This is a genomic window from Thermobifida fusca NBRC 14071 = JCM 3263, assembly GCF_001592045.1.
GTDB classification, from domain to species: domain Bacteria; phylum Actinomycetota; class Actinomycetes; order Streptosporangiales; family Streptosporangiaceae; genus Thermobifida; species Thermobifida fusca.
Genome location: NZ_BCWB01000006.1, coordinates 13108 through 28372, shown reverse-complemented (window position 1 = coordinate 28372; position 15265 = coordinate 13108). Strand labels below are relative to the sequence as shown.

Sequence of the window (15265 nt, the reverse complement as noted above, 5' to 3'; positions counted from 1 at the left end):
AGCCACCCAGCGACGACGGAGGCGGTAAAGCGTGGCAGCAACCCCGGCCGCAGTCCCCCACATCTCCCCACTCCGGGTCATCGTGCCGCTCGTGTTGGGCGGCCTGACCTATGCCATGTCGCAGAACGCGATCGTCCCGGTCCTCGCGGAGATCCAGCGCGCCACCGGTTCCACGGCAAGCGAAGCGGCATGGGTGGTCACCGGTTTCTTCATCTCGTCCGCGGTGCTCACCGTGATCGCCGGACGGCTGGGGGACCTGTTCGGCCGCAAGCCGGTGCTGCTCATCTCCCTCGGCCTGTTCGCGCTCGGCGGGCTGATCGCCGCGGCAGGCGGAACCCTGGGCGCAGTCGTGGCCGGGCGGGTGATCATGGGCGTGGCCGGCGGGGTCTTCCCCTTGGCGTTTGCGCTGCTCGGGCAGCTGCTGCCCCGGGACCGGGCCGCGTTCGGCATGGGCCTGGTCAGCTCCATGCTCGGCCTGGGCGGTGCCCTGGGGCTGCCCGTGGGCGGCCTGGTCGCCGAATACTTCGGCTACCAGGGGCTCTTCTGGGGTTCGGCGGCTATGGCCGCCGGCTCCGTGGTCGCGATCGCGCTGCTGGTCCCGGAACCGCGCCGCCGCGGTCGCGGCCGGGTCGACTGGATCGGCGCGACCCTGCTGACATTCTCACTGACGACCGGCCTGCTCGCGGTGAGCCGGGGCGCAGAGTGGGGTTGGTCGTCCACACCGGTGCTGGCCCTGGCGGCCGTGGGGGTCATCGGACTGGTCGTCTTGCTAGGGGTGGAGCGGAGGATCCCCGATCCGCTGATCGACCTGCGGTTGATGCGGCAGCGCAACGTCTGGCTGGCCCACGTGATCGGCTTCCTGACCACCTGCGGGCAGATCACCACGTTCCTGCTGGTGCCGCAGATGGTGCAGGCGCCCGCTGAGGGAGGAACCGGGCTGGGCGTGGGGGTGACCCAGGCGGGCCTGTACCTCCTGCCGTTCTCGATGACCACCCTGGTCGGGGGTGCGCTGACCGGGAAGGCCGTGGCCCGGTTCGGGATCCGGCCCTTGATGGCACTGGGCGCGGCCTCCGCTGTCACCGGTCTGTCGATCCTGGCGTTCCTCCCCGTGCAGCCCGCCACGGTCTTGCTCGGCGCGGGGATCACCGGGATCGGCGGCGGGACGATCTACAGCGCGTTGCCGGTGCTCATCGCGGAAGCCGTGCCGGAACGGGAGACCGGCACGGTCAACGGGATCAACACCATCATCCGCACGATTGCCATGGCGATCCTGTCGCAGGTGACCACGGTGGTGCTGGTGGTGGGGACCCCGCCGGGCCAGGACTATCCGCTGCGGGCGGCGTTCACCGTCGACTTCAGTATGAGCGCGCTGCTCAACCTGCTGGCGCTGCTCCTGGTGCCGTGCATCGTGGTGGCCGGGGCCCGCCGCGGCCGGGGAGGCGGTAAGGCGGATGCGCACCCGGAGGCTGCCGCGGTCAGGCGGGAGGAACCGGCCGCGGAGGAGAGCGAACAGCGGAGCTGGCCACCCTCCTGACAGAAAACATCGGATGATAGGGAGACTGAGGGATGGTTGAGGACGTTGCGCGGCGGCTGCGCCGCCTAGAAGACCGGGCCGCGATCCACGACCTGGTGGCGCGCTACGCCCTGGCCGTCGACGACCACGACTATGCCGCCCTGCAGGGCATGTACGCCGCGGATGCGGTCTTCCGCCACGCGGGGGCGGTTCTGCGCGGCCGGGAGGCGATCGTCGCATTCCTGCAGGAGCGGGCGCACCTCAACGGCAAGACCGTGCACACGCCGCACACCGTCGTCATCGACTGGGTTGACGACGATACGGCGCGGGGCACCGTCACCGGGCACGCCGAGATCGAACGCGGCGGGGAGTTCCTCGTCGCCGCGTTCCGCTACGACGACACCTACGTCCGCGACGAGGGAGCCTGGAAGTTCCAGGAGCGCACCACGAAGTTCCGCTACGTCGCCCCGGTGGACGCCCTGAAGGAGCTCTTCCGCAGCCCACTGACCGTGCGCTGGCCGGGAACCGATCCGGTCCCAGGCGAGTGGTAGGCCCAGCAAAGGAGGTGCCGGGGCGGCCGCGGAAGCAGCCGCCCCGGATCCGTCCCGTCGCAAGGTGAGGTCCGGTACGGGCGGGACACCTCTGGAGCCGGTGCCGGGTCCCTCCCCTGACGCCGACACCGGCCCCGGGTCCCGCTCCGCGCCTCCGCACCAGGGGAAAAGCAGGGGCACGGAGCGGGAGCTTCAAGGGAAGGTGGTGCGGTGCCGTGTCCCTCACCGCACCACGCCAGTGTGCCGGATTTTCCCCAGATTAGCTTTCCATGCCGAGAATGCGGGCGAGGTTGCCGCCGAGGATCGCGGCTTCGTCGTCCGGGTGGAGTTCGAGGCGCCGGATCGCTTCGATCTCGTCGGCGGGGTCGACCATCGGCCAGTCGGAGCCGAAGATGATCCGGTCAGGACCGTGCCGGTGCACGATCGCGCGGAGCCGTTCCGTGGGGATCTCGGCCAGGCCGGGCGGCCAGGAGGTCTCCAACACGATCGGCAGCCCGACCACGTACTTCTCTGCCTCGTCCAACCGCCGGAAGCCGCCGAAGTGGCAGGCCATGAACCGCAGCTTGGGGAAGTTCCGGGCGATGTCGACGATCATCTGCGGCGTGGAGTTCTCGTTGGCGCTGCCCTGACCGCCGAAGCCCACGTGGGTGATGACCGCGATGTCTGATCCGAAGGCGTCGAACAGGGCCCACAGCCGCCGGTCGTCCAGGCGGAACCGCTGGAACAGCGGGTGGAGTTTGACGCCCTTGATGCCGTGGCGCTGGAGGATCTCCATGTTCTCCTCGACCGACAGGTCGAGGTGGATGGTGCCGAACGGGGTGAGCCAGTCGCTGCGCTGCGAGGAGATGAACTCGTTGGCGCGCTCCACGTGGCGGGCGTGGTCGGCGATACCGAAGGCGACGCAGTGGTCGATCCCGGCAGCGTCCATGGAACGCTTCAGCCCGGCCACGGTGCCGTCGAACTTCGCTTCCATGCCCGGAACGCGTCCGGCCAGGGCTTTGGCCGCGATCTTCTCCGGCCAGACGTGGGTGTGTGCGTCGATGATCATGATGGCCTCACAGTTTCCCGGACTCGCCGCCGTCGATGACGAAGATGGAGCCGGTGATGAAGTCGGAACCGGGGGCGGCCAGCAGGCAGGCCAGCGGGACGAGCTCGGAGACGTCTCCCATGCGCTTGGCGGGGATGCGGCGCACCCGGCGGTGGAGCAGGTCGGGCGACTCCAGGACCGCGCTTTGCGCGTCAGTGGCGAAAGCGCCGGGGGCGATGCAGTTGACCTGGATGTTGTGGCGGGCCCACTCGGCAGCCAGGGCTTCGGTGAACCGCGCTACGGCGCCCTTGGAGGTGGAGTAGCCGACCAGTCCGGGCTTGCCGCGGATACCGGTGGTCGAAGCGATGTTGATGATCTTGCCGCTGCGCTGCGGGATGAAGTAGCGGCCGGCGGCTTGGGCCAGGGTCATCGGGGCGATGACGTTCACCTCGAAGGTGGTGCGCCACTGCTCGATGGGCTCGGTGGCGAAGTCGGCTGCCGGGGCCACGCCGGCGTTGTTGACGAGGATGTCGATCCGTCCGTGCCGTTCGACGACGAGGTCGACGAGGCTGTTGAGCGACTCCGCGTCGCGCAGGTCGACGGTGGCGGTGGAGATGCGCTCCGGGTTCGTGGCCTCGAGTTCGCGCAACTGGTCGGTGGAGCGGGCTGCTCCGACGACGAGCGCGCCGCGTTCAGCGTAGCCGCGGGCGATCGCGGCCCCGATTCCCCGGCTCGCACCGGTGACGAGGGCGACCTTGCCGTTGAGTTCTCCCGCCATCAGATCCACCCCCTCACGGAACGCGGCATGGGGGATACGGGGTAGGGGCGGATCAGGGGTCGGTCCAACACCGGTGACTCTCCTACTCGTGATTGACTGCTGCGGGATCTCTGCTGTTGGCTAAGTGGGCGTCTCACCGCCCAGGAGCCGCATCGGACCTCTACCTCCGGCAGCCACAATTAATTATTATAATGATTATGACGCCATGGCGCTAGGGCGATGCGGTTAACACAGTGGTGTGACCGCTCGAATATTAATCATGAATATGATTATATGGTAAGTATGGGAGGTGCCATGGCAGAGGAAGCCGTGCTCGTCGAACGACGAGGACAGGTCGCCTGGATTCGACTCAACCGCCCCGAACGGCTCAACGCCTTCGACGGACCAATGGCGCGGGCTGCGGTCAAGGCGATCGAAGACTGCAGCGTCGACAGCGGAGTCATCGTCATCACCGGCCAGGGACGAGGATTCTGCGCTGGTGGATACCTGGCCACCATGGACAACCCCGACCCGCGGGAAGTGCGCGCCATGTACGAGGGCTCCCTCGCCCTGCTGGACGCGATCCGCACCTCGCCGCGCCCGGTCATCGCCGCCGTCAACGGCCCGGCAGCCGGCGGCGGCAACGAACTGGTCATCGCCTGCGACCTGGCCATCGCCTCGACGAAGGCCACGTTCGGGCAGACCGGCCCCCGGGTCGGCAGCGCCCCCGTCCTCGGCGGCACCAACATCATGCCGATCCAGATCGGCGAGAAACGCGCCAAAGAGCTGTCCTTCCTCTGCCGCCGCTACACCGCCGCCCAGGCGCTGGAGATGGGACTGGTCAACGCGGTCGTTGAACCTGAGGAACTGGAGTCCACCGTCGAGGAGTGGGCAGCGGAACTCCTCGCGCTCAGCCCTCGCTACCTGGAGATCGCCAAGATCAGCTCCAACCTGTGGTGGAACAGCGCCCGTGACTCCTTCCGCTCCGGCATCGGCATGCTCGCCCAAGCCATCGCCAGCCACGACATGCTCGAAGGGGCCCGGGCCTTCGCTGAGAAGAGGCCTCCCCGGTTCGCCCCTCTCTTCACCAGCCCCGAGGAGAACTGATGCGCACCTATAAGGATCTCCGTCCTGCCTTCCCGAACCGTGAGGACTGGGCCCTGCCCACGGTGCTGCGCCACCGCGCCGCCCAGGCCCCCGACGCGATCTACCTCGACACTCCGGAAGAGGGCCGGCGCTGGACGTACGCTGAGACGCTCGCCACCGCCGAAAAGGTCGGCCGTTCACTGCTCGCGCACGGCGAGCCGGGAGACCGGGTGCTCATCATGGCCCGCAACTCCTCGGCGTTCATCTTCACCTGGCTCGGCAGCGCCATGGCGGGCATGGTCGAAGCCCCCATCAACACCGCCTACAAGGGCGACTTCCTCACCCACCAGGTGCGTGTCGCACGTCCCCGCTGGGCCGTGATCGACGCCGAGCTCGCCGACCGCTTCACCGACGTCGCCGACGAGATCGAGGACATCGAACGCTTCTGGGTGATCGACAACGGCGACGTCGACCAGGCGATCGACAAGCTGCGCAAGGCCGGATGGCAGGCGGAACGGTGGGAGGACCTGACCGTCGACCGTGACGGAGAACTGCCCGAGGTCTCCCCGCGCTCCCTGGCCTCCATCTTCTTCACCTCCGGCACCACCGGGCCGTCCAAGGGCGTGGCGATGCCGCACGCGCAGATGTTCTTCTTCGCCGCGGAGACCGCCTGCCTGACCCGGCTCACCGACAAGGACGCGGCCATGGCGGTCACCCCGCTGTTCCACGGCAACGCCCAGTTCATGTCGGCCTACCCCGCACTGATCAGCGGCGCCCGCTTCGTGCTGCGCAGCCGGTTCAGCGCCAGCCGGTGGATCGACCAGATCCGGGAGTCGCAGGTCACGGTCACCAACTTCATCGGCGTGATGATGGACTTCGTCTACAAGCAGCCGCGCCGACCCGATGACGCCGACAACCCGCTGCGCTGCATCTTCGCGGCTCCCACGGCTTCCTCCATCCTCGAAGACTTCAAGAAGCGCTTCGGTATCGAGGCGTTCGTCGAGGTCTTCGGCCTGACCGAGACGTCCGCGCCGATCCTGTCGCCCTACGGGGAGGACCGGCCTGCGGGTGCGGCCGGACTCGTGGCCGACGACTGGTTCGACGTGCGCCTGGTCGACCCGGAGACCGACGAGGAAGTCCCTGTCGGCGAGGTTGGCGAACTGGTGGTGCGGCCCAAGGTCCCGTGGATCACCAGCCTGGGCTACTACGGCATGCCGGAGAAGACCGCCGAGGCCTGGCGCAACCTGTGGTTCCACACCGGGGACGCGCTGCGCCGCGACGAGGAGGGCTGGTTCTACTTCGTCGACCGCTACAAGGACGCCCTGCGCCGCCGCGGCGAGAACATCAGCTCTTATGAGGTGGAGCAGGCGATCCTCGGCTACAAGTCGGTCGTGGAGTGCGCGGTCGTCGCCGTGCCCGCCGACGTGGACGCGGGCGAGGACGAAGTGATGGCGTGCGTCGTGGTGCGCGAGCCCACCACTCCCGAGGAGCTGTGGGAGTGGTGCGACTCCCGTCTGCCCGCCTTCGCTGTCCCGCGCTACCTGCGCTTCGTGGAGGCGCTGCCCAAGACGCCCTCGGAGAAGGTGCAGAAGGCGGTGCTGCGGGAGCAGGGGGTCACCACGGACACCCACGACCGGGAGAAGTACCGGCAGCAGCAGAAGTAAGCCACGCGTGACCGGTCGTCGGCGAGCCGACCGGTCCGCCTCCCCCGGGTGCGGCGTCCGGGGCCGCTGAGCGGATGCCGCACCCGGCGCCGGGGCCACAGGCGGGGCCCCGGCCCGCACAAAGAGGAAGGCCCGTCCCTTGGGTGGTGGGACGGGCCTTCGCGTGTGCGGAGGGGACGGCGCAGCCCTGCCAGGCAGGGCCAGCCGTACGGGTGCGGAGAACCGATCAGCGGAAGGCGGGCAGCACCTCGTTCTTGAACAGTTCCAAGGTGCGCAAGACCTGCTCTTGGGGGGTGTCGTACCACTGCGCCCGCAAGACGATGTAGGTCAGCCCCTGCTCTTCCAACTGCTTGAGCGCCTGCACCGCGCCTTCCGGGTTGGTGAACAGGTAGGAGGCGTCGGCGACCTCGACCGCGGCCTGCTCCGTGGTCAGGTGGCGGTAGTTCTCGCCTTTCTCCGGCGCGTTGAACTCCGCGTACTTGCGGGTGAGCGCACCCCGGTAGCGCAGGCCGAGTTCACGGGCGCGCTCCGGGTCGGGGTCGAGCAGGAGCTCCCGCCGGACCACCAGTTCCGAAGGCCCGCGGCCCAGCCGCTCCCGTTCTTCCTTGTAGTGGCCGAGCACGACCTTCAGCTTCTCCGGGCTGGCGTGGGGCGGGACGATCCAGGCGTCGCCGAGCCGGGCGGCGCGCTGCGCCCCCTTCTTGTGCGGGCCGGCCCCGATCCAGATCTGCGGGCCGCCCTCCTGGACCGGCTTGAGGCTGATGTGCTGGTCCTTGACGCTGTAGTGCTGGCCTTCGAAGGTGACCCGTTCCCCCGACCACAGTTGGCGGATCAGGGTGACGCTCTCTTCGAAGCGGGTGACCCGCTCCTCCAGCGGGATGCCGAAGGAGGCGAATTCGTTCTCCCGGTAGCCCATGCCGAAGCCGGCGATGACCCGCCCACCGGTGATGTGGTCGAGGGTGGCGAAGTCTTCAGCGACTTGGACCGGGTGGTGCAGGGGCAGGATGAACATGTTGGTGCCCAGCGTCATGTCGCCTGCCTCCTGGGCCAGCGCGGACAGGATCGGCACCGGCTGGAGGGTGGGCATGTTGCCGAGGTAGTGCTGCAGCACCCAGATCGACGAGATTCCCGCGTCCCGGGCGGCCCGGACCTGCTCCCGCATAGCGGCGATGCGGTCGGCAGGGACCACGTCCGGGGGGAAGTCGTTCATGATGGCGAGACCGAACTTCAGTGGCACAAGCACACCCCACTCATTCGATGTTATTGATGATAATCAAAAATCAAATTAGCCTATAGGCCCCATGGCGGCAAGGGGGGTCGCCAGGGTTGAGGGCAAGTCCTTAACTATGCTAATGATTGTTTTGATAAATGCGGTACGGTTCACAACTTCCAGGACGGCACAGCATGGCTCTCGATCTCAAACCGCTGATCAACCCGGATTCGGTGGCCATCATCGGCGCTTCACCCAACGAAGCCGGCCACGCTGGCCGCTGCCTGGCTAACCTCGAGCGGACCGGCTACCCCGGACGGATCTACCCGGTCAACCCCAAGTACGACCGCATCGGCGCGCATACCTGCTACCCCTCCGCGCGCGACCTCCCCGAACAGGTGGATGCGGCCTACCTGCTCGTTCCGGCCCGGGCCGTGGAAAGCGCGCTTGAGGACTGCCTGGAGCGCGGGATCCGCACGGTCACCATCTGCTCGGCGGGCTACGCCGAACTCGGCGCGGAAGGCGCCGAACGCCAGCGGCGCCTGGTCGAACGGGCCCGGGAACGCGGCGTCCGCATCCTCGGCCCCAACTGCATCGGCGTGCTCAACCCCGTCGACACCTACGTGGGCTGCCCCACCTTCAACATCACCTACTCCTACACGCCAGGCTCGATCGCCCTGCTCAGCCAGAGCGGCGGAATGGCCGCCGCCCTGTTCAACCGGGCCCAAGGGCGCACCATCGGCATCCGGACCATGGTCAGCCTCGGCAACGAGGCCGACATCCAGATGGGCGAGCTGCTCGACGCCTTCGTCGCCGACCCGCAGACCCGGGTGATCGCCATCTACATCGAACAGTTGCGCGACGCCGAACGGTTCGCAGCTGCGGCGGAACGCGCCCGCGCTGCCGGCAAGCCGATCGTGCTGCTCAAAGTCGGCGGTTCGGAAGCTGGACGGCGCACCGTCCTGGGACACACCGGCGCAATGGCCGGGGAGCAGGCCGTGTTCTCCAGCATGATGCGCCACCTGGGCGTGGTGGAGGTCCACAGCATCGATGACCTGCTCAACACCGCCTACGCGCTCAGCAGCCTCCCGCTGCCCGCGGGGCCGCGCCTCGGTGCGCTCAGCCCCTCCGGCGGCGAGTGCGGCTACATCGCCGACCGTGCCAGCGCGCACGGCCTGGAGATCCCCCTGCCCACCCAGCAGACCCTCGACGAACTGAGCGAGAAGCTGAAGCTGGCGCGTCCCGGCAACCCGCTCGACACCACCGGCCAGGTCATCGGTGACGGTGCACTGCTCAGCGAACTCATGCAGATCTTCACCGCCGACCCGAACCTGGACATGATCACCCTGAGCATCCCCACTTGGGGGCCCTACGACTCCAACGCGCTGCTCCCGCGGATCATCGACGCTGTCAAAGCCTGCGACAAGCCCGCCGTGCTCTCCGCGTGGACCGCGCGCAACCTCACCGAACGGGCTGAAGAACTGCTCCGCGAGTCCGGGATCTGCTGGTTCGCCAGCTCGGACGAGGCCATCGCCGCGCTGGCCAACCTGCGGCGCTACGCCGAACTCGCCCAGGCCCCGTCGGCCACGCCTCCGGAACCGGTTTCCCTGCCCCGGCCCGAGGTCACGGAACTCAACGAATACGCCGCCAAGCGGCTGCTCGCGGAAGGCGGGGTGCCGGTCGTCGCCGAAACCCTCGCCCCCGATACGGAAGCGGCCCTGCGCGCCGCCCGCGACATCGACGGGCCGCTCGTCGTGAAACTCGTCGCCTCCGGCGTGACCCACAAGTCCGAGCTGGGACTGGTCCGCCTGCTCGACCGGGCAGACGAGGCCGAGGCCGCACTCGCCGACCTGGCCCGCGTCGCAGAGAAGGAGAACCTCACCGTCGAAGGCTACCTGGTGGCCGAGCGGCTCTCCGGAACCGAGATCATCCTCGGCGCGGTTCGCGACGAGACCTTCGGCCCGGTCCTCATGGTCGGGGCGGGCGGCATCCTCGCCGAACACTTCGCCGACCGGGTCTTCCTGCCCTGCCCTGCCGCACCGGAGCACGTGCGCGCCGCGCTCAAACAACTCGCCGTCTACCCGGTGCTCGACGGAGCCCGCGGACGCCACCACGACGTGGACGCGCTGGTCGATGTCGCAGTCGCGCTCTCCAGAGTCTTCGCGGGCAGCCCGTGGATGACCGAAATCGACCTCAACCCGGTCATCGTCGGCCTCAAAGGCCAGGGTGCGGCCGCAGTGGACGCCGTGATCGGAATCGCCCCCCAAGCCTGAAACGCGCCGGAAGAGCCGAGGAGGTCGACCGCACCCAGGACCGCCGAGGCTGGTCTGCCCCTCCGGAGCAGCACCCAGGGACGTCCGCGCAGACCACACCGCAACCACGAGTGAGGAAGCACGATGCGGAGCACACCCAACCAGCAAGAGAACAGCGTGCCGACCGGAGACGGCACCCGATTCCCCCACCTGTTCAGCCCGTTCCAGATCGGTCCGATGCGGCTGCGCAACCGCGTGATGGCTCCCCCGCACTCCTCGGCGATCGGCAACCTGTGGGGCACCGACGAAAAGGAGGTTGAGCGCACCTTCGCCTACTGGCGGTCCCGAGTCAGTGGAGACGGCCCCGCCTGGGTCGGGGGAGTGACCGGGCGGGTCCGCAACATCCTCATCCCCGGGTTCGAACCGCACGGCTACGGCGCGGAGACCACCGGCTACTTCCGCCAGCCGTTCTACGTGGAGCGCATCGGGCGGTTCGTGGAGGAGATGCACGCGCTGGGAGCAGTGGTCACCACCCAGTTGACCCTGCTCGGCGGGGTGCCGCACGCCCCGTCCCCGCGGCGCAGCTCCACGCTGTACAACCACCGGCCGCACGTCCTCAGCACCCATGAGATCGCCGAGTTCGTCGAAGAGTACCGGTTCTCCGCCAGCCAGGCCCGCAAGGCCGGGCTGGACGGGATCGAACTCCATCTCAACCACGACGACCTGCTGGAATGGTTCCTCTCCCCGCTGACCAACCAGCGCACCGACGCCTACGGCGGTTCGCTGGAGAACCGGGCGCGGTTCGCGGTCGAGGTCCTCACCGCGGTGCGGGAGGAGATCGGCTCCGACATGGCGCTGGGGGTGCGCTTCAACCTCCGCGAAGAAGAACCGGGCGGCTACACCCTCGCTGACGGTATCGAGATCGCCCAGTACCTCGAGTCCACCGGGCTCTTGGACTTCCTCCACGCGGTCATCGGCAGCCCGTGGGGCGACCCCAGCTACATCCAGCCCTACTTCTACCAGCCGGCCCAGTGGGCCGACCTCGCCGGGCAGCTCCGCCGCTCGGTGTCCCTGCCGGTCATCTACACCGGCAGGATCAACAGTGTCGAGGTCGCGGAGAAGGTCCTCGCGGACGGGAACGCCGACGTCGTGGGCATGGCCCGGGCGTTCATCGCCGACGGCGACATCCTGCGCAAGGCGCGGGAAGGACGCCTCGCCGACATCCGGCCGTGCGTGGGCGGAAACGAGTGCATCACCCGCCGCTACGTGGACAAGCTGCCGTTCGGCTGCGCGGTGAACCCCCACACCAGCAATGAGATCGACGGCCCGTGGAAGCAGGCGGCCAACCCCCGCCGCATCCTGGTGGTGGGCGGCGGCCCCGCGGGCATGGAGCTGGCGGCCCTCACCGCGGAGAGCGGCCACACCGTGGAGCTGTGGGAGGCCACCGACAAGCTGGGCGGCCAGTTGCGGACCATTCTCAACGCGCCGTTCCAGGAGCAGATGGCCCGCTACCTGGAGTGGCAGGAGCGCCGCCTGGAGAAGGCTGGGGTGACGGTCCGCCGCAACACGCGCGCCACCGCCGACACGGTGGCCGAGGCCGGTTTCGACGTGGTCGCGGTCGCCACGGGCGCCCGGCCGCGCCGTCCCGCGGAGATTGAAGGGGTCGACCAGGACTACTTCGTCTACGACATCCGCGACGTGCTCCTCGGCAATGTGGCGGTCGGCCAGGAAGTCCTCGTGGTGGCCCAGGACGACCACCTGCCGCCGCTGATCGTCGCCGACTACCTCAGTGACCGCGGGCACGACGTGACGATCGTCTACCCCACGGCCGGTCCGGCTCCGATGCTGGGCCGCTACATCCTCGGCGGCATGCTGGCGCGGCTGACTTCGCGCGGCGTGCAGTTCCGCTTCATGGAGGACGTGATCGGGATCGAGGAGGAGCGGATCCGGATCCGCCACACCTACTCCCACCAGGAGAGCGAGCTGGGCGCTTTCGACTCGGTGGTCCTCGCCTGCGGCGGCGACGCCGACTCAAGCCTGTACGAGGAGCTGCGCGGCCGTGTGCCAGAGCTGCACATCCTCGGTGACGCGTTCGCTCCTACCCGGCTGGTGGCCGTGACCCGTCAGGCCTACGCGCTCGCGAAAGAGCTGCAGAAGTAGTCCTGGCGGACTGGTTCCGGCGGGCTTCCCGCACCGTGGCGCTCCGGTGTGGGAGGCCCGCTGTCGTATGTGCGGGCGTCCCACAAAGATCCCATCTCTTGACATTGGTTATAACTATCTGAATCATGATCTTGTACTCGTGTGGCGTATTTCACTTACTGATGGATCAGTAAGGAAGGGTGTGCCGTACCCCCGAGAACCTGTCCTGCCGGCACCGCACCGACAGGACAGAATCCCCCAACTAGTGAGGACAGCAATCATGGGTAGTGCCCGCAGGAGTGGAGCGTTCCGCGCTTTGGCTCTCGCTGCAGCCCTGACGTTCACTCTCAGCGCGTGCGGCCCGTCGGAGTCAGACGGCCCCGCACAGAACGAGGACGGACTCACCACGGTGCGGGTGGGCCTGGCCGAGCCCACGTTCAACACCGCCCTCATCAACCTCGTGATCGACGAGGACATCGACGCCAACCACGGCCTTGACATGCAGCCCACGAGAAGCGGCGCAGGAAGCACCAACCAGATCGCGGCCCTGCGCGCCGGGGAATACGACTTCGCCGGAGTGGGCACCGCCACCGCCGCGGACGCCGTCGCCGAAGGCGCCGGACTGGTCATCGTCGCCGGAACCGGCGGACTCATCAACAACATCGTCCTCAACGCCGACGTCGCCAAAGGACTCGACGTCGCCCCCGACGACCCGGTAGAGGAGCGGATCAAGGCCTTGCGCGGCCTGACGATCGCCACCAGCCCACCAGGGTCCTCCAGCAACCTCACCCTGCGCCACCTGGTGCAGCAGCACGGCCTCGACCCGGACAAGGACCTCAACATCGTCCCGGTCACCGACACCTCTTCCATCGTCGCTGGCATCCGCCAAGGCAAGTTCGACGGCAGCTTCTTCGGTGTCGGTGTCGCCGACGCCAACATCGCCGACGGCTCCGGAACCCTGTGGATCTCCCTGCCGCGCGGCGACATCGAAGAGTTCAACGAGCTGATCGGCGTCTGCATCGTCAGCACGAGAGAGTTCGTGGACAACAACCCCGAAATCGTCGAAGCTTTCCACGCTGCCCTCGCCGAAGCCCAAGAGTTCGTCGCCTCCGACCCGGAAGCGGCCGGAAAGGCGCTCCACGAGAACTCTTTTGCGAACCTCGACGCCGACGTCTTCGCCACCGCCTGGGAGCAGGCGCAGACCGGCTACCCCGAAGGCGTGCTGTTCACCCGCGAGAACTGGGAGACCTACCTCGAACTCTTCGGGGACGCCTCCGACAAGGACCTGGAGAGCATCGTGTACGAGGACTTCGTCGCCGAACCCGCCCGTGGTGAGTCCTAAGGCAGGCCATGACCATCTCCACTAAGGAAACCGCCACCTCCCCCCAGGCCACCGAACCCCGCCGGGTCGTCTTCGAAACCCGAGGCATGGCCGTCGGATTCGGAGACCGCCCCGACGTCCTCGCCGACGTGGACCTAAAAGTCCACGCGGGGGAGTTCGTGGCCCTGCTCGGACCCAGCGGCTGCGGCAAGTCCACCATCCTCAACCTGGCGGCGGGCCTCCTGCGCCCCCGCCGGGGCGAGGTGCTCTTCGACGGCCGCCCCATCACCGGGGTGAACACCTCCGTCGGCTACATGACGCAGGACGACACCCTGCTGCCGTGGCGCACCGTGGCCGCCAACGTCGCCCTCCCGCTGCGCATGCGCAAAGTCCCCAAGCAGCGCATCCAGCAGGAAGTCTCCCGCTACCTCGCCTTCCTGGACTTGCAGCACGCGGCCGGACTGTACCCGGCCCAGCTCAGCGGCGGGATGCGGCGCAGGGCCCTACTCGCCCGCAGCATGATCTACGCCCCGGAGCTGCTGCTCATGGACGAGCCGTTCGCCGCACTGGACGCGCAGATGCGCCAGCAGCTCCACGCCGACCTGCGGCGCGCAGTCCACAGCACCCAGCAGACGGTCCTCTTCGTCACCCACGACCTGACCGAGGCCGCCGTCCTCGCTGACCGGGTCCTCGTCATCGGCGGCGGGCCGCCCGGGGGAGTGGTCGCGGAATTCACCATCCCCTTCGGAGCGGAACGCGACCCCGCGACGCTGCCCTACGAAGACGGGTTCGCCCGCATCCAGCAGGAACTCCAAGAGGCGCTGACCCGGGCGCGGGTGCCGAAACAGAAGGAAGAGGAGTGATGTCGGTGAGCACCACGGTCACCGAGCCGGACAAGACCACCACCGACTCGGCCGCACCCGCGACCGCGCCGCAGCCGCGCCGCAGCCGGGCGCGGTGGCGGCCCCGGCTCCACCACTTCGTGCAGCTCTGCGTGATCGTCGTGCTGCTGGCGTCCTGGGAGCTCAGCGCTGGACGGCTGATCGACGACCTGCTCACCAGCCGCCCCTCCGAGGTCTTCCCGACCTTCTGGTCGTGGGTGGTCTCCGGCGAGCTCCTCTACCACGCCTCCAGCACTTTCAAGGACGCGTTCCTCGGCCTGCTGGCCGGCGGGGGACTAGGGCTGGTCGTGGGGTGCGTACTCGGCCAGTCGCAGTGGCTGGCCCGGGTGTGCGAACCGTTCATCACCGCGTTCTACACCATGCCCAAGCACGCGCTGATCCCCCTGTTCATCATGTGGGTGGGAATCGGCTCGGAGCTGCGTGTGCTCACCGCCGCGGCCATCGTGTTCTTCCTGGTCTTCTACAACACCTTCTTCGGTATCCGTGACGTCAGCAAGAATCTGGTGGACTCAGTGCGGGTGATGGGAGGAACCGCGTTCGACGTCCTCTTCCGGGTCATGCTGCCGTCCGCACTGATCTGGGTGTTTGCCGCACTGAAACTCGCGGTCCCCCAGGCGATCGTCGGCGTCGTGGTCGCCGAGATGCTGGCGGGCGACCGCGGCCTCGGCTTCCTGGTGGCGATGCACGCGGGCACGTTCAACAGCGACGGCACCTTCGCCGCGATCTTCGCGCTGCTCATCGTCGGCTTCCTCGTCGACCGGCTGATGAACCTCGTGACGCGCCGGGCCCTGCTGTGGAAGAACAACGACACCACGGCCTAAGCGCCGCGGGCAGGGACCGCAG

The 15265-nt window shown here is 68.3% G+C and carries 12 protein-coding genes; 9 read left to right on the top strand and 3 right to left on the bottom strand.

Annotated elements, in window-relative coordinates; translation table 11 throughout:
• Positions 1-31 precede the first annotated feature (31 nt).
• On the top strand, positions 32-1534 hold the full coding sequence (locus TF1_RS01180; RefSeq protein WP_061783542.1) for an MFS transporter: 1503 nt from the start codon (positions 32-34) through the stop codon (positions 1532-1534).
• 32 nt (positions 1535-1566) lie between these two features.
• Entirely contained in the window at positions 1567-2064 is a 498-nt protein-coding gene (locus TF1_RS01175; protein ID WP_016188579.1) for a nuclear transport factor 2 family protein, read from the top strand.
• Between the two features lie 259 nt (positions 2065-2323).
• Here the strand turns inward: TF1_RS01175 and TF1_RS01170 are convergent, their stop codons facing one another.
• The gene (locus tag TF1_RS01170; protein ID WP_011291738.1) at positions 2324-3112 is read right to left on the bottom strand and encodes an amidohydrolase family protein; all 789 of its coding nucleotides are present in this window, start codon (positions 3110-3112) and stop codon (positions 2324-2326) included.
• Positions 3113-3119: 7 nt separating this feature from the next.
• Positions 3120-3869 carry an SDR family NAD(P)-dependent oxidoreductase gene (locus TF1_RS01165; protein ID WP_016188580.1) on the bottom strand — a complete coding sequence of 250 codons (750 nt, stop codon included), beginning with the start codon at positions 3867-3869 and terminating at the stop codon, positions 3120-3122.
• A gap of 294 nt (positions 3870-4163) precedes the next feature.
• Here TF1_RS01165 and TF1_RS01160 point away from each other — a divergent pair, with 294 nt between their 5' ends.
• On the top strand, positions 4164-4955 hold the full coding sequence (locus TF1_RS01160; protein WP_016188581.1) for an enoyl-CoA hydratase/isomerase family protein: 792 nt from the start codon (positions 4164-4166) through the stop codon (positions 4953-4955).
• Complete coding sequence (locus tag TF1_RS01155) at positions 4955-6598, top strand: ATP-dependent acyl-CoA ligase (RefSeq protein ID WP_011291741.1); 1644 nt, start codon at positions 4955-4957, stop codon at positions 6596-6598. Before TF1_RS01160 ends, TF1_RS01155 begins: the two co-directional genes overlap by 1 nt.
• Before the next feature lie 226 nt (positions 6599-6824).
• Here TF1_RS01155 and TF1_RS01150 read toward each other — a convergent pair whose 3' ends face one another.
• Positions 6825-7841, bottom strand: a complete 1017-nt coding sequence (locus tag TF1_RS01150; protein WP_016188582.1) for an LLM class flavin-dependent oxidoreductase — start codon at positions 7839-7841, stop codon at positions 6825-6827.
• Positions 7842-8002: 161 nt separating this feature from the next.
• Between TF1_RS01150 and TF1_RS01145 the strand changes: the two genes are divergently transcribed.
• The 5 genes from TF1_RS01145 to TF1_RS01125 all read left to right on the top strand — a co-directional run bounded on the left by TF1_RS01145 (position 8003) and on the right by TF1_RS01125 (position 15243).
• Positions 8003-10081, top strand: a complete 2079-nt coding sequence (locus TF1_RS01145; protein WP_061783541.1) for an acetate--CoA ligase family protein — start codon at positions 8003-8005, stop codon at positions 10079-10081.
• 123 nt (positions 10082-10204) lie between these two features.
• Entirely contained in the window at positions 10205-12220 is a 2016-nt protein-coding gene (locus tag TF1_RS01140; protein ID WP_011291744.1) for an oxidoreductase, read from the top strand.
• 259 nt (positions 12221-12479) lie between these two features.
• A complete protein-coding gene (locus TF1_RS01135) occupies positions 12480-13541 on the top strand; it encodes an ABC transporter substrate-binding protein (protein WP_227480853.1) in 1062 nt (353 codons plus the stop codon).
• An 8-nt stretch (positions 13542-13549) separates the two neighbouring features.
• The gene (locus TF1_RS01130; RefSeq protein ID WP_061783539.1) at positions 13550-14383 is read left to right on the top strand and encodes an ABC transporter ATP-binding protein; all 834 of its coding nucleotides are present in this window, start codon (positions 13550-13552) and stop codon (positions 14381-14383) included.
• Positions 14383-15243 (top strand): ABC transporter permease, encoded by an 861-nt coding sequence (locus tag TF1_RS01125; RefSeq protein WP_011291747.1) that lies wholly within the window; start codon positions 14383-14385, stop codon positions 15241-15243. The genes TF1_RS01130 and TF1_RS01125 overlap by 1 nt, the downstream gene beginning before the upstream one ends.
• Positions 15244-15265 lie beyond the last annotated feature (22 nt).

Bases quoted from the DNA above. Each gene is read 5' to 3' on its own strand.
- TF1_RS01175 (WP_016188579.1), top strand. From the start codon at position 1,567: ATGGTTGAGGACGTTGCGCGGCGGCTGCGCCGCCTAGAAGACCGGGCC.
- TF1_RS01170 (WP_011291738.1), bottom strand. From the start codon at position 3,112: ATGATCATCGACGCACACACCCACGTCTGGCCGGAGAAGATCGCGGCC.
- TF1_RS01165 (WP_016188580.1), bottom strand. From the start codon at position 3,869: ATGGCGGGAGAACTCAACGGCAAGGTCGCCCTCGTCACCGGTGCGAGC.
- TF1_RS01160 (WP_016188581.1), top strand. From the start codon at position 4,164: ATGGCAGAGGAAGCCGTGCTCGTCGAACGACGAGGACAGGTCGCCTGG.
- TF1_RS01155 (WP_011291741.1), top strand. From the start codon at position 4,955: ATGCGCACCTATAAGGATCTCCGTCCTGCCTTCCCGAACCGTGAGGAC.
- TF1_RS01145 (WP_061783541.1), top strand. From the start codon at position 8,003: ATGGCTCTCGATCTCAAACCGCTGATCAACCCGGATTCGGTGGCCATC.
- TF1_RS01140 (WP_011291744.1), top strand. From the start codon at position 10,205: ATGCGGAGCACACCCAACCAGCAAGAGAACAGCGTGCCGACCGGAGAC.
- TF1_RS01135 (WP_227480853.1), top strand. From the start codon at position 12,480: ATGGGTAGTGCCCGCAGGAGTGGAGCGTTCCGCGCTTTGGCTCTCGCT.
- TF1_RS01130 (WP_061783539.1), top strand. From the start codon at position 13,550: ATGACCATCTCCACTAAGGAAACCGCCACCTCCCCCCAGGCCACCGAA.
- TF1_RS01125 (WP_011291747.1), top strand. From the start codon at position 14,383: ATGTCGGTGAGCACCACGGTCACCGAGCCGGACAAGACCACCACCGAC.